The sequence below is a fragment of the Winogradskyella marina genome (assembly GCF_015645385.1).
GTDB lineage: Bacteria > Bacteroidota > Bacteroidia > Flavobacteriales > Flavobacteriaceae > Winogradskyella > Winogradskyella marina.
In genome coordinates this window covers 69,123-83,122 of sequence record NZ_JADOET010000009.1, presented here as the reverse complement: position 1 = coordinate 83,122, position 14,000 = coordinate 69,123, and the positions used below count along the sequence as shown (strand labels likewise).

At 31.9% G+C, this 14,000-nt stretch carries 12 protein-coding genes; 4 read left to right on the top strand and 8 right to left on the bottom strand.

Annotation, left to right across the window (positions count from 1 at the left end; genetic code table 11):
• Nucleotides 1–99 precede the first annotated feature (99 nt).
• From gldF to dnaN, 4 genes are all read left to right on the top strand, one after another.
• Nucleotides 100–822 carry a gliding motility-associated ABC transporter permease subunit GldF gene (gene gldF, locus ITJ86_RS11490; protein ID WP_195871783.1) on the top strand — a complete coding sequence of 241 codons (723 nt, stop codon included), beginning with the start codon at nt 100–102 and terminating at the stop codon, nt 820–822.
• 1 nt (nt 823) lies between these two features.
• Nucleotides 824–1,321, top strand: a complete 498-nt coding sequence (locus ITJ86_RS11485; protein ID WP_195871782.1) for a hypothetical protein — start codon at nt 824–826, stop codon at nt 1,319–1,321.
• Nucleotides 1,308–2,978: a gliding motility-associated ABC transporter substrate-binding protein GldG gene (gene gldG, locus ITJ86_RS11480; protein ID WP_195871781.1), complete on the top strand. Its 1,671-nt coding sequence runs from the start codon at nt 1,308–1,310 to the stop codon at nt 2,976–2,978. The genes ITJ86_RS11485 and gldG overlap by 14 nt, the downstream gene beginning before the upstream one ends.
• A 220-nt stretch (nt 2,979–3,198) precedes the next feature.
• Complete coding sequence (dnaN, locus tag ITJ86_RS11475; RefSeq protein ID WP_195871780.1) at nt 3,199–4,317, top strand: DNA polymerase III subunit beta; 1,119 nt, start codon at nt 3,199–3,201, stop codon at nt 4,315–4,317.
• A 79-nt stretch (nt 4,318–4,396) separates the two neighbouring features.
• Here dnaN and ITJ86_RS11470 read toward each other — a convergent pair whose 3' ends face one another.
• From ITJ86_RS11470 to ITJ86_RS11435, 8 genes are all read right to left on the bottom strand, one after another.
• Nucleotides 4,397–4,942 carry a hypothetical protein gene (locus ITJ86_RS11470; RefSeq protein ID WP_195871779.1) on the bottom strand — a complete coding sequence of 182 codons (546 nt, stop codon included), beginning with the start codon at nt 4,940–4,942 and terminating at the stop codon, nt 4,397–4,399.
• Nucleotides 4,943–5,020: 78 nt separating this feature from the next.
• Nucleotides 5,021–7,558 (bottom strand): T9SS type A sorting domain-containing protein, encoded by a 2,538-nt coding sequence (locus tag ITJ86_RS11465; RefSeq protein ID WP_195871778.1) that lies wholly within the window; start codon nt 7,556–7,558, stop codon nt 5,021–5,023.
• Between the two features lie 191 nt (nt 7,559–7,749).
• On the bottom strand, nt 7,750–8,973 hold the full coding sequence (locus ITJ86_RS11460) for a hypothetical protein (protein ID WP_195871777.1): 1,224 nt from the start codon (nt 8,971–8,973) through the stop codon (nt 7,750–7,752).
• Between the two features lie 113 nt (nt 8,974–9,086).
• On the bottom strand, nt 9,087–9,839 hold the full coding sequence (locus ITJ86_RS11455; RefSeq protein WP_195871776.1) for a LytR/AlgR family response regulator transcription factor: 753 nt from the start codon (nt 9,837–9,839) through the stop codon (nt 9,087–9,089).
• A 5-nt stretch (nt 9,840–9,844) separates the two neighbouring features.
• A complete protein-coding gene (locus tag ITJ86_RS11450; RefSeq protein WP_195871775.1) occupies nt 9,845–12,754 on the bottom strand; it encodes a sensor histidine kinase in 2,910 nt (969 codons plus the stop codon).
• A 134-nt stretch (nt 12,755–12,888) separates the two neighbouring features.
• Nucleotides 12,889–13,251, bottom strand: a complete 363-nt coding sequence (locus ITJ86_RS11445) for a DUF4870 domain-containing protein (RefSeq protein WP_195871774.1) — start codon at nt 13,249–13,251, stop codon at nt 12,889–12,891.
• A gap of 143 nt (nt 13,252–13,394) precedes the next feature.
• Entirely contained in the window at nt 13,395–13,604 is a 210-nt protein-coding gene (locus tag ITJ86_RS11440; RefSeq protein WP_195871773.1) for a YgaP family membrane protein, read from the bottom strand.
• Between the two features lie 86 nt (nt 13,605–13,690).
• On the bottom strand, nt 13,691–13,996 hold the full coding sequence (locus ITJ86_RS11435) for a hypothetical protein (protein ID WP_072349326.1): 306 nt from the start codon (nt 13,994–13,996) through the stop codon (nt 13,691–13,693).
• Nucleotides 13,997–14,000: the final 4 nt, after the last annotated feature.

The window sequence follows — 14,000 nt, the reverse complement described above, 5'->3', positions numbered from 1 at the left end:
TTTTTACTGAAATACTGAATACTGAATACTGAATACTGAATACTGAACACTGAAATACTGAACACTGAACACTGAACACCGAACACCGAACACTAATCTATGTTAGCAATACTAAAAAAAGAGATAAACACCTTCTTCGCCTCACCAATTGGCTATTTAGTTATTGGTGTGTTTTTATTACTCAATGGCTTATTTCTTTGGGTGTTTAAAGGTGAATTCAATATTTTAGATAATGGACAAGCCAGTTTATCTTCATTCTTTTTGTTGGCTCCTTGGATTCTTATTTTTTTAGTGCCAGCCGTGACGATGCGTAGTTTTAGTGATGAAAAAAAACAAGGTACTTTAGAGTTATTAGTTACTAAACCTATTTCGCATTTTCAGATTGTGTTAGGTAAATATTTTGGTGCTTTCGCGCTTATTGTAATGGCATTGATTCCAACATTATTATATGTTTATACGGTTTCCATATTAGGAAATCCTGAAGGCAACCTCGATATGGGAAGTACCATCGGTTCCTATTTTGGACTCTTGTTTTTAGTTGGTGCATATACTGCTATTGGTGTGTTTGCTTCTACACTTTCAGACAATCAGATTGTAGCATTTATCATTGCTGTTTTTATCTGTTTCTTTTTCTATTTTGGATTTGAAGGTTTATCTAACTACAACATTTTTGATAACCTTGTTTATATGGAAAACCTTGGAATGGCTGCACATTACAACAGTATGAGTCGTGGTGTTATTGACACTAGAGATTTAGTTTATTTTATAAGTATAGCCTTAGCATTTTTATTATTCACAAAACTTAGAATCCAAAAGCAATAGTATGATTATCACACCATTATTAGTCATATTTTTAATCGTTGTATTTGTACTTCTGTTTTTGTTTTTAAACACAGTTGACAAACGTAAATGGCTTTCAGGACTAATCAGTTTAGTCCTAACACCATTTGTGTTTTTCTTTATGTTCTATCCATTTCTGAACATTATTAGCAGTTACCATCATCAGAAGTATTTTAACAGTGACGCTTGGAAAGAGAATCCAGCTTTACGCTATGAAATGATTGATAACACCATAGAATCTGATACCTTAATTGGTGTTTCAAAAGAAAGAATTACAAGCCTTTTAGGTAAAGAAGAGTGGTTAACTTGGGATGAAACTCAAAAAACACACGACACCAATAAATGGAATTACGGATTAGGAATAGAGCCTGGTGCATTTACAACTAAAAAAGAATGTGTAGAAATTACGTTTAAAGCTGATAAAGTTATTTCCTTAAAACCTTATCAAGAAGACATAACTTACGAGAATGAAAAAGAATAAATCTATACTATATATTGTCGCTATTGTTGTTGGACTCATTATTATAAATGCAATTTCGAGTTCGGTGTTTCAACGGTTCGATTTAACTAAAGACCAACGTTATACGCTTTCGGATGTTTCAAAGTCCTTAATTAGCGACTTGGATTCTCCTTTAGTTATAGATGTATTTTTAGAAGGTGATTTTCCTTCGGAGTTCAGATTACTTCAAACCGAAGTGAAACAAATTATTGAGGAATTTCAACTTGAAACTAACCAAATATTCATCAACTACATTAATCCTATTGAAGACGAATCCACACGACAACGTCATATCGATGAGCTCACAAAATCGGGATTAGAACCTTATATTAATACCGACAATAGCACAGGACAAGTAAAACAAGACATTATTTTTCCATGGGCATTTGCAAGTTATAAAGGTGAAACTGTTAAAATTCCGCTTCTAAAAAAGAGTATTACACAAGGGTTGCCAGAGCAAATTAATAACTCAGTACAATCTTTAGAATATGCTTTTGCTGATGGTTTTAATAAGCTTGTTAATGCAAAAGGAAAAAAGATTGCTATTCTTAAAGGTAATGGTCAATTAGACGACCTTTACATTGCTGATTTTCTGCAAACTATTAAACCGTATTACAATTTAGGGCAATTTACATTAGATAGCGTGGCTACTAACCCACAAGGCACACTTGATAAGTTGAAAGCATATGATTTAATCGTTTCAGCGAAACCGAGTATTGCTTTTACCGAAAATGAAAAATTAGTTTTAGACCAATATACCATGAATGGTGGTAAAAGCTTATGGCTTACGGAAGCTGTGGTAATGGATAAAGACAGTCTTTATAATGATGCTGGTACAAGTGTTTCTATTATGCGCGATTTACAACTAAAAGACTTCTTTTTTAAATACGGAGTTAGAGTGAATCCCACTTTAGTAAAAGACCTCTACTCTGCTCCAATAATGTTATCAATTGGTGAAGGAAGCCAGGCTCAAATGCAACCCATTCAATGGCAATATTCACCTTTAGCCGCCTCTAATCCTAATCATTCAATTACTAAAAACCTAAATCTCGTTAAGTTTGATTTTGCCAGTCCTATTGACACCTTAAAAAACGGCATTAAAAAATCTATATTATTACAAAGTTCACCACAATCGAAACTTGAAGGTGCTCCAACCACCATTTCATTAGCCAACGTAACCAAAGCGCCAGATGAAGCTAGTTATAATTCAGGTTCTCAGAATTTAGCTGTTCTTTTAGAAGGTGAATTTACTTCGGTTTACGACCAACGCGTATTACCTTTTAAAGTGACAGATTTTAAAGCGAAAAGCACAGCGACTAAAATGGTTGTAATTTCTGATGGCGATGTTATAAAAAATGATGTAATAAGAAACAGACCTCAAGAATTAGGCTTTGACCAACTCACCGGAAAGTCATTTGGGAATAAAGAATTTCTGCTAAATACCGTAAATTATTTATTGGACGATTCCGGACTTATAAACATAAGATCTAAAGAGATAAACGTTGCTTTTTTAAATGCTGAAAAAATAAAAGACAGCAAAGCAACTTGGCAGTTTATTAATATCGCATTGCCACTCATACTTTTAGCCATATTTGGATTTGGCTTTAATTATTTAAGAAAGCGAAAATACACATCTTAAAACTCTAACGAAGCTGCGTTGCGATTTGTGCATTTTTAAGTCGATTTTGTTAATAAGTTTGTTTTAAAAAACCCTTCGATTAAGATATATTTGTAGAACAAATTTATAGTATAAAACACATATATTCACTATGAAACATCTAACCAAATAGGTTGGATTTTATCTTCAAGTTTTACTTAAGATGTTCCATGTGACAAATACAAAAATTAATATAGAACACATGAAATTTATTGTTTCAAGCACGTATTTATTAAAGCAACTTCAGGTTTTGGGAGGCGTAATTAATAACAGTAATACGTTACCAATTTTAGATAATTTCTTATTTGAACTCAGCCAATCAAAACTAACGATTTCGGCAAGTGACTTAGAAACAACCATGTCTGCAACAATTGATGTAGAAAGTGATTCTGACGGTAGTATTGCTTTACCTGCAAGATTGTTATTAGACACGTTAAAGACTTTTCCAGAACAACCTTTAACCTTTGTTATTGAAGATAACAACACCGTTGAAATCAGTTCTAACCATGGTAAGTACGCTTTAGCTTATGCTGATGGAGCAGAATTTCCAAATGCAGTTTCTATTGAAGATGCGAGTACAACAACCATAATGGGAGATATCTTAGCAACAGCTATTAGTAAAACAATATTTGCTGCTGGTAACGATGATTTAAGACCTGTAATGAGTGGTGTATTCTTTCAGTTTTCACAAGATAATTTAACTTTTGTAGCTACTGATGCTCACAAATTGGTAAAATATACTAGAAACGATGTCAGTGCTACAGAATCGGCAGAGTTCATTATGCCTAAGAAACCTTTAAATCTTTTGAAAGGCATTTTAGCAGGAAGTGACGATGATGTTTTAGTAGAATATAACGAATCTAACGCTAAGTTTACATTTGAAAACTCCGTATTAATTTGTCGTTTAATCGATGGGAAATATCCAAATTACGAAGCGGTAATCCCTAAAGAAAACCCTAATAAGTTAGTGATTGATAGAAATCAATTTTTAAACTCGGTAAAACGTGTTAGTATTTTCTCTAACAAAACAACACACCAAATACGTTTAAAAATTGCTGGAGCAGAATTAAATATCTCTGCTGAAGATATCGATTATTCAAACAAAGCCGAGGAGCGTTTATCTTGTGATTACCAAGGTGATGATATGCAAATTGGTTTTAATTCTCGTTTCTTAACTGAGATGATTAATAACCTTAACTCAGATAACGTTCAGCTAGAAATGAGTTTACCAAACAGAGCTGGTATATTAACACCGACAGATGGTTTAGATGAAGGTGAACATGTAACGATGTTGGTAATGCCTGTGATGCTGAATAGCTAAACTTTTAATGACTCATAATATTTATTTATAAAAAAAGCTCACTACTATTAGTGAGCTTTTTTAGTTAATATAATCACTATCAATTAAGATTATTATTATCTATATAAAGAAAAGAACCTTCGTAATCTCCTGAAATCACAACACCATCTGCCCTTGTAAACGTAAACGACAATCGAATAACATCGACATCATATTCCGTTATTCTAATACTGCCATGGGTAACTTCTAAATCTGAATTACTGCCACTTTTGTAAAACTGACTAATTCCGTTGTCAAATTCACCATCAACAATAGAGCCATTTACAATGAACTCTAAACTTGAAATTTCAGACAACTCATAAGTTACTCCAGGTGTTAAATCTAAATAGCTAATTCGTGCTGTAAACATATCTACATGACTCAATGTAGTACCATCAGAAATGGCTACTATTTCGGCCTCAGAGCTATTGGTTAAACTTAAAAACACACTATTCAGTGAAGGCTCTACAATTACGGCATGCATTTCAAATACAGATTCGCCTACCGTAATATGGTTTTCATAGGCATCAGAACTATCATCATCTGAAGAACACGCTGTTAAAAGCATTGCAAAAAGTACGATCGCATAAAATTTTAAATGTTTCATTATTAAATATGTTTTGAATGATTTGGTAAAAAAAGCGCTCACAAAAGTGAGCGCTAAGAAGTTAACACAACCGCAACTTTAGTTTCTAAAGAACTTTTGGTTTACAGATGAAGAAGCGGTTTTCATTTGAATAAGGTATAATCCTGTAGACAAATTAGACACGTCAATACCGTTATTACCGGTGTGAGATGCTTTTACTAATTGCCCATTAATGTTGTAAATCGCTACACTTTCAATCTGTTCAGTAGATTGAATATATAGTTTATCACTTACAGGATTCGGGTATAGTTTTACTGCATTTGTGTTCAGAGTAAATGTATCTAACCCCAAGGCGGAATTATACTCATAAGCTCCTAAATCTATAGTCGAATTGAAAACTCTATCGTTTCCAGATAAGTCCAAATCACCAAATAAAGCCACATCATAATATGAATTATCTCCTTGGTCTATGATATAAGTTGAAGCTGATGTTGGTTTGTAATCGGCATCTAAATTTAAATCATCAGTTGCAGGATCTAAAGTGGTTAGGTCAGTAGTAGAAAACGTTCCGTAAGTTCCAGCGTTTGAAGGTACTGCTGCGATAGTATTTTTAATAAACACATCGTAAGTAGAATTCATTCCGTCGGAAATATCTCTAGTGGCTGCTGCACCATTAACAGTATTCTGCCAAAAGATAGAATTATTAACATTTAGGTTTACTTTTCCATTTCCTGAAGCCGTAATAGAATTGCCATAAGTCCCATTATAATCATTATTAACAAACGTACTGTTAGTAATAACAACATCTAAAGTATTACCATTGTTCCAATCTTCTCTGTAAATATTTAGTGCTGAAAGATTAATATCGTTATCTGCTACCAATACATTTGCCCAACGTGTAAAAATATAACCGTTTGTACTATCAGATTGTATATAAACCAATCCCATGTTTACAATGGTATTATTAATAAATTTGGTGTTTTCAATAAGTAATCCTTGATTAAATTTTCTAATTTTAAGTAAATAGCCATTAGAATAGTTATTCCTAAATACCGAATTTTTAATTTTCAAATTATTAGCATTTAAACTATTTGGTATAAAAATCACACCGTTTTCTTCTACTCCTCCAGATTGTGAGGTGTCGTAAATGTTTTCAAAAATAATACCATCAAAAGTGACATTGCTTGTTCTTAATTCAAATAATCGTTCCGCATTATCTGTTTTGTTCGATGAGAAATCCCCATCAATATCATCACCATTAATATCACCAGTAAAAATGGTTGCATTCGTAGTATGAATGGCTGTTAAGTCTCTATCAGCTAAAGTAGTTTCGGTTCCAGAAAAACCTCCAATAATATCTACTTCATTTGTATTAACAGCTATTGGCGTGTTTTTATCTGCTAAGGCATACGTTCCTTTTGCTACCCAAACAGCATCATTTAAATTGGTGAGTGCTAAAGCGTCTGTTACGCTTGTAAAAGCATTTGTCCATGAGCTACCATCATTGGCTCCTGTTGCATTAGCATCTACATAATAAATTGCTGGTATACAATTTTCGCTATAACTTGTTTGACCATCTTTAGTCCAACCTACTGCGTACTGACCACTATTTGCTGGCGGTGAAAAGCCTGCATCAACCTGAATACATGTTAAACTTGCATTACTATAGGCTTTCATGTAGATGAAATTACTGTTATTTCCGTTAGAGATTAACAACGTTTCTAATGCACTATTTTCATGACAAAACAATTCATCAATATTTGTATTTAAACGGATGTCTAAACTTGTTAAGTTATTGAAACCAGCATGTAAACGTGTTAAAGATAAATTGTTACTAACATCAATAGTAGTTAGGCTATTATTTGGTACATCTAAACGCGTTAAATTGGTAAAAGCTTCAATACCTGTTAAGTCTGCAATACCAATGCCGTCCATAATTAACTCGGTTGTAGCTTGTGCTTCTGCCAGCGTTATTTCAGAATCTCCATTTAAATTGATAGTGTTATCGCTTACTAAAAAGTTTTTAAAATTGGCATCAGGAATGTTTACTTCTTGATTAAGCGCAACACAATCGACACCATAAATTGCAGAGTTCCCTTTGGTCCAACCTTGACTGTATATTCCTTCATCTGCTGGTGGCGTAAAACCAGCATCTATTTGAATACATGATAAACTATTTCCATAGGCTTTCATCCAATTTATATTGCTGTTATTTCCATTGGCAATGTTTAATGCATATAAAACACCATTGTTATGACATTGTATATCTGTAATTAACGGATTTGCACTAATATCTAAAGTTTCTATTTGATTATCAGAACAGTGTAAACGCGTTAATGCTAAATTATTACTAACATCTAAAGCTGTTAAATTATTACTGTAACAATCTAAACGTGTAATATTTACAAATTCTTCAATACCTGTTAAATCTGAAATTGACAAGCCATTTATTAATAACTCACCCGAAAACGCTTGTGCTTCTGCTACAGAAATTTCAGAATCTGAATTTGTATTTATTGCTGAATCTGCTAATAAATAGGTTTTAAAATTAGCGTCTGGAATGTCTACGTTTTGAGCAAAAGCCGAAAACAAACCTAAACACAAGTAGGCTGTAAATAAGAGTAATGTTTTTTTCATTGTTGATAATATTTTTTATGATTAATCGACTACAAAATAACAATCAATCGTAAGGTTTTCAATTCGCTTTTTTCTGAATAGTTCTATTTTCTTTCTAAATGAAACCTAAAGTTTATACTTACATTATAGCTCATAAAAAAAGCCTGCTTTTTTAAACAGACTTTAATTAACCATAAAAACGATAACTCCTTTTACTCGCAATTCATTTTTTGTCCATAAGGCATTTGACCATGAATAATGCCACCAAATTCCGAACTACCATAACCAGAGCCGTTGTAGTGTTGCTTAATTAAAAAGCCTTGTAAGTAGCATTCGTTATTTTTATTTTTTTCGGTAAAAGCACCTTTTATCCAACGGTACAAAATGTGTCCTGTATATTTGTTTTTTACAACACTCCAATCGTTAGATTCTATATTAATTTTTAACAATTTAGCGCCATCTTTAGCAATAGTTTTAGACACATTTTCTTTAGCAAAACTCATTAATGATGTATTGCTATTCATGCTACCAGCTTTTGGCATTTTTATAGCATCTCTAGTCGATTTTGCCGCAGCATCATAATTAGCTTTTAACGTCGCTTCAAATTCTTGTACTATTGGCTTTGCTTTTTCTAGCCATTCTAGATGAAACTGTTGCTCTCCTTTACCAATGACATTCAAAATTGTAATATCTTTTTGATGCATATACGATGGTACATTAAACGCATGACCACCTTGATGCGATGCCGCGTAAATAACAAACACATCGTCTGCAATAAGCATTCCTCTGACCAGTATTGGCATTCCTGTACCAAGCTCTAACGTTTGTGATCTGTCTGCTCCGACTTTGGTTGTAAACATTCCTGAAACCAACTCGTAACCTATATAACCTTCTGGTGACATGGCTTCTAATTCTGGTGTTGTTAAAAAACGTAACCACGAATATTCCGGATCTTGTGCAGGTAATACATCTACATTATCACCCATATCTGTCATTTGGCGTCTCAACTTTACACGGTCTACACCCACAGCACTCATGCCTTTAGTCATTGCAAAAGGATAAGACATGTATAAAAAGTCGTCACTTATACTAGAGCCTGTTTTAGGTTTATTAGCTTCGGCTTCTTGTTGTTTTTTCTCAAGATATTTTTGATAGTATAAATCTTGCTTCTCTTGGTCGTTAGGGTATTTTTTAGCTAATTCTGCTTTAAATTCTTCATCAGTATATTCAGATTTAGATGAATTTTGACTAGAAGTTGAAGTATTACCAACCATTCCTGTTGAGCTTTCAGATCTTGAAGATGAACTTGTTTCCTCTTTTTTATTCATCTTCTTCTCTACTGCAGCTTTGGCTTTTTTCTTTAACATTTTGCCCAATTGTGCATTGGATGTATTGTAGCATAATGCTAAAACTAATAATAGAATTATTTTTTTCATAAGAATTGTGTTTAATAGACCTCAAAAGAAGCGACTAAACGACTATTCTTAATAGCGTTTTTTCTAAAGTTGTGGATTTTTTTTCTAAATGAAAACGAATTTTTAAACCAATATCACAAAAACGTTTCCTTAATGACTTCTAAAAACTGATCGCGTTTAGATTTAGAAATAGGTATTCGTTTTTTGTTTGTCATCAATAAATAGTCGCCATCGTCTTTCACCAATTCGTCTACGTATTTTAGGTTAATTAAATAGGAACGATGACATTTAAAAAACATGGCATTGTTTTCTAATTGTTCTACAAAATGCTTTAAGGGTTTACAAATTGTTTTTTGTTTTCCATCAATTAATTGTACGTTGGTGTACATGCTATCGGCTTCAAAATAAACAATGTCGTTATGAGACGTAAACATAATTCCTTTAGGAATTTCTAAAGCAATCTTATCTATAGATAATTGCTTTAATGAGTCGCGCAATTTATTTAATTGGTCATTTAAATTATGAGCCTCAATAGCTTGTTTTGCTTTTTCAACAGCAGCTTTTAATTCAGTAGTATCGACGGGTTTTAATAGATAATCTACCGCAGAACGCTTAAATGCTTCGATTGCATATTGGTTATACGCGGTAACAAAAATGATTTTAAAATTGATCTGATTTGGAAAGTATTCTAAAATATCTAAACCTGATTGATTTGGCATTTCAATATCTAAAAATACAATATCTGGTTTTGAAGACTTTATTAAGTCCACACCAGATGCTAAATCCTGCGCTTCATCTATACTTAAGATGCTTGTGCAAAGTTCAGTTATGAGCTTAGATAATAAATGTCTGGCGCGTTTTTCGTCGTCTATAATTATGGCTTTCATCTATTTTATATAGGCATTGTTATAACCACTTTGGTTCCTGAAGCTGTTTGATTTTCATCGTATAAATCTTCAATAGCAATGGTTATATTACGTTTTAATTTGTTTTTGTAAAGGTAAACCCGTTCTTCATTGGCTTTGGTAGCAAAAGGTTTGTGCTGTTGGTTCGGTCGTTTTAATTTTTCGGATTGTGTTCTACCTATACCATTATCTTCAATGGTAATTTGTAAGTTATTGTTTTCAATAATTTTAGCTTCAACCTTTAATTGTCGGTCATTTAGTTTATGCAATAAGCCGTGTTTTAGCGCATTTTCAACATAGGGTTGAACGAATAACGATGGTACTTTTATTTGTTGCGTTTTAAGTTGATGATCTATATGAATTTGATATTCTAACTCCTCTTCAAAACGTACTTTCTCTAATTCTAAATACAATTTTAAAGCATTTAATTCTTCTTGAAGAGTGATTTCATTTTGCTGACTGTAATCTAAATACATTCGTATTAATCGACTAAACTTTACTAAATACGAGCTTGCTAATTCTTTTTCATTCGATACAATATAATCTTGAATGGAATTTAAAGCATTGAAAATAAAATGCGGATTCATTTGCGAACGCAGATTTTCTAATCTTAAATTGGTAATTTTTTTATCGATTAAAATTTTATCAATTTCGCTAATACGTTGTTCTTCTTTTTGTTTTAAACGCCATTTGAAATACAACCAAATTAAACCAAAGATCACAAATAAAATAATTGCATAAAACCACCATGTTTCCCAAAAGGGTTTGGTAATCACAAAGGTCATCGGAGTCGCAAAAACAGCCTTTTCTGCACTTATATTTTTTGCTTTTAATTCTACGTTATAAGTTCCGCTTGCCAAACTATTAAAATTAACCACATTTGTATTTAGTGGTATGTTTTGCCAAGCAGTATCTAATTGCTGTACGCGATATTGATATTTAACGTTCTTATTGGTTTGAAAGCCATTAGAATTAAACTCCAAGGTAATTTTATTTAAGTCATAAGGCAGTTTATAATAAGACTGCACCAATGTATCACGATCGTTAATGTGTACAGCTTTAACCTCAACTTTAGAAGTTTTAAAATTCTTAAATAGACCTTCTCCTTTTGGCAGTGCATAAAGGGATTGCGGTAAACTAAGAATAATAACATCTTTAAGAACAAGAAAGTCATTTATAGCCGTATTTAACCCATCTTGCTCATTTAAAAATCTTGAAGTTTTAGTTATTGTATTATATTGATACAGTCCAGAATCCGTTGAAATCCACAGGAAATCACCATCAGATTTTAGCGTATTTATTTGTAAATTCTTAAATAAATTAGCCGAAGGTTGCATTAAAGTATTATTCTCAAACTTCATTAAGCCATTATGCTGAGTAGCAAGCCAAATTGCTTTGTTTGATGTACTCATTGCATTAACCAACAAATTATGTCCTTTAAACTGTATGCCTTTTGAAGAAAAGCTATTTAAATCATATTGAAACAAGCCATCAATATAGGATACAAAAAGTTTGTCATTATCCACCACTGAAGCCTTAACACGACTAGAACGCAAGCTCTTTTTTTCTTTTGAATTATAAGGATTATTATATACTATACCTTCTTTATAATTACCATAAAACAATAAGGTATCGTTTAATTTTGAAATAGTTTTAGCTACTGAAAATTTGTTGATGGCATCTGTAATTTTGTTATTTTTCAAATTAACTACAAAAGATTCGGAAGCATTAATACTTACAATTAATCGCTGTTGTTGGGCATCGTGAAATAGATTACCTATTATTTTCTCTCCAGGCAATTGCAATGTTTTAAAACGTTGAAGCTTGTCATAAAACAAAAGTTTACCATCGTTTGTACCTAATACATATTGATTATCTTGTAAAGCGCAAGATGCCGTAATTTTAGACTTTGTAGATGCCAAGTCTGCACGCCTAATATTTAAATTTGGAGATACAAAGACTCCATTATCCAAGGTCGCAAACCAATAATTATTATTATAATCTATCTCAACGTCCGTAATAGACTCTGTATTAAAAAGTTGTTCTTTCAGACTAAAAACCTGATCTTTAAACTCATAAACAAAAACACCTGCAGTGGTTAAAAACCAATAATCGTTGTCAAAACTTATGAGGTTATATAGAATTTTATTATTTAATTGAGGTGGAGTTTCAAGTTTTACTACTGAATTATCAACCCTATTTGTAAGATAAATTATGTTCTTATCATCACTTTTGTAAGTAAAAAATACTTCATTTTTAAAAGCGAATAATTTAGGAGACTGTATAAGTCCTAAACTTTCAATATCGAATATTTTAATCCTATGATCACCTTCTATTTTATAAATACTATTTTTATTTAAGCCTGCCTCCTCATTAATTGTAAATACATAATTACTATCGCGACTATTAGCATTACTTATGCATAGACCTTCAAAAATCTTGGTGATTTTTTTTGTAGATTTATTAACATCATAGATGCCTGTTATAGTAAACAAGCGGATATCATTTTCTAAAATAGTGTACGCTGCTAATTGCCCTTTTACTAATTGACTTGCATCTAGAAACAAGTGTAATTGGTCATTTTCTGCATAAAACAGTTGACCATATATGTTATTACACCACAGCTTACCATCATTATCTTCCTTTAATTGAAATAATGAATTTGCTTTTTGATTTGGGTGACCGTAACGCTGGTAGGTATTACCATCATATCTAAACAAACCTTTATCTGCCGCAAACCAAATATAGTGGTTGTGGTCTTCTAAAATATCATAAAACTCAACATCTGGCAGATTAGAGATATTTGCGAGATGCTCAAAAACAGGATCTTGAGCGACTACCACTTCATATAAAAAAAGTAGTATTAAAAATATAATATTTCTAAAATTTACAGGCATATACAAGGAAAAAACAAACTTAAGATATAATTATAATATCTCATTTTGATTTTTTCTGTAATAAGGATTTTTTTTTCTAAACAAAAAAAAGCCTCACCAATTGGCAAAGCTTTTTAATTTCCATTATTTAATTCCTAACTAATAAAATTAATAGACAATGGATAAGAAGGTAATTCTCCATTACTAGCTTTTATGGCGTTTACAATTGGCATTACAAAGGCTAAAATTCCGATTAATACTAACGTTACAATACCCAAACCAACAACTATAATCAAAGGAATACTGATTATTGTATAAATAAGCATGCTTAATTGAAAATTTACAATAGATTTTCCATGAGCATCCATTCCATCAACCTGTTCCTTTTGTGTTGCCCAAATAATTAATGGTGTAATAAGACCTCCAAAACCTGTAACATAAGTTAATAATTGTGATAAGTGTGTAAGGACAATTAATTGATTGTCCGAACGTTTAAGCGTGTGATAATTTGATTCCATGATTAATGATTTTACACTTATAGGACGCAAATTGATTAAAATTGTTACAGTTTTTTAGATAATTCTCTTAAACCATTACTCCTAACAATTCAATTAAAACACCCCTAAAGTCCCCTCGGGGGGACAATTAATCGATTCAAATATTAACAAGAAGAACAACTTCCTCCTTCTTTCTTTACACCCAACTTTACTAAAATAGTTTCTAACAAACACCATTTTGTAAATGCCGATTGTATTAAGTTAACTCCAATAAAAACCGTAAACCACATCCAATTTGGGTTAACGTAAACGGTTAATACGACACTCAATAGTACCATTGTACCAACTATAACTCTAAAATATGTATTTAACATTTTTTTAATTTTTTAATTTCGATTATTGTCCTGCAAGGTTTTAGATACTGAATCGAGTTCAGCACTTGTCTTGTAGGTTTGATTATTTATATACATCTTTCAATAGGAACTACAACCACTTTTATAGGATTGTTAGTTTCTAAATTTGAATTAAATTCTGTTATAACATCGAATAAAGTGTCAATGTTTTCTTCCTCCGTAAATGAGAAAAACAAACTGGACTCATTACCCGATTTTTGACCTGCAAACCAACTTGAAGTCATTAATACAGATGAACCATTCTTATATCCATCAATTTCAGAACTACTAAAGTTTTCGATATTTGCTTTTTTGAAAAGTTTCAAAACATCGTTTTGAAATTCTTCTACTGCTGTTACTATGACTAATTTCATATGT

What these genes read in the sequence shown, in the direction of transcription:
- gldG (WP_195871781.1), top strand. Translation starts at nt 1,308, where the DNA reads ATGAAAAAGAATAAATCTATACTATATATTGTCGCTATTGTTGTTGGA.
- ITJ86_RS11470 (WP_195871779.1), bottom strand. Translation starts at nt 4,942, where the DNA reads ATGAAACATTTAAAATTTTATGCGATCGTACTTTTTGCAATGCTTTTA.
- ITJ86_RS11455 (WP_195871776.1), bottom strand. Translation starts at nt 9,839, where the DNA reads ATGAAAGCCATAATTATAGACGACGAAAAACGCGCCAGACATTTATTA.
- ITJ86_RS11440 (WP_195871773.1), bottom strand. Translation starts at nt 13,604, where the DNA reads ATGTTAAATACATATTTTAGAGTTATAGTTGGTACAATGGTACTATTG.
- ITJ86_RS11485 (WP_195871782.1), top strand. Translation starts at nt 824, where the DNA reads ATGATTATCACACCATTATTAGTCATATTTTTAATCGTTGTATTTGTA.
- ITJ86_RS11465 (WP_195871778.1), bottom strand. Translation starts at nt 7,558, where the DNA reads ATGAAAAAAACATTACTCTTATTTACAGCCTACTTGTGTTTAGGTTTG.
- ITJ86_RS11450 (WP_195871775.1), bottom strand. Translation starts at nt 12,754, where the DNA reads ATGCCTGTAAATTTTAGAAATATTATATTTTTAATACTACTTTTTTTA.
- ITJ86_RS11445 (WP_195871774.1), bottom strand. Translation starts at nt 13,251, where the DNA reads ATGGAATCAAATTATCACACGCTTAAACGTTCGGACAATCAATTAATT.
- ITJ86_RS11460 (WP_195871777.1), bottom strand. Translation starts at nt 8,973, where the DNA reads ATGAAAAAAATAATTCTATTATTAGTTTTAGCATTATGCTACAATACA.
- ITJ86_RS11435 (WP_072349326.1), bottom strand. Translation starts at nt 13,996, where the DNA reads ATGAAATTAGTCATAGTAACAGCAGTAGAAGAATTTCAAAACGATGTT.
- gldF (WP_195871783.1), top strand. Translation starts at nt 100, where the DNA reads ATGTTAGCAATACTAAAAAAAGAGATAAACACCTTCTTCGCCTCACCA.
- dnaN (WP_195871780.1), top strand. Translation starts at nt 3,199, where the DNA reads ATGAAATTTATTGTTTCAAGCACGTATTTATTAAAGCAACTTCAGGTT.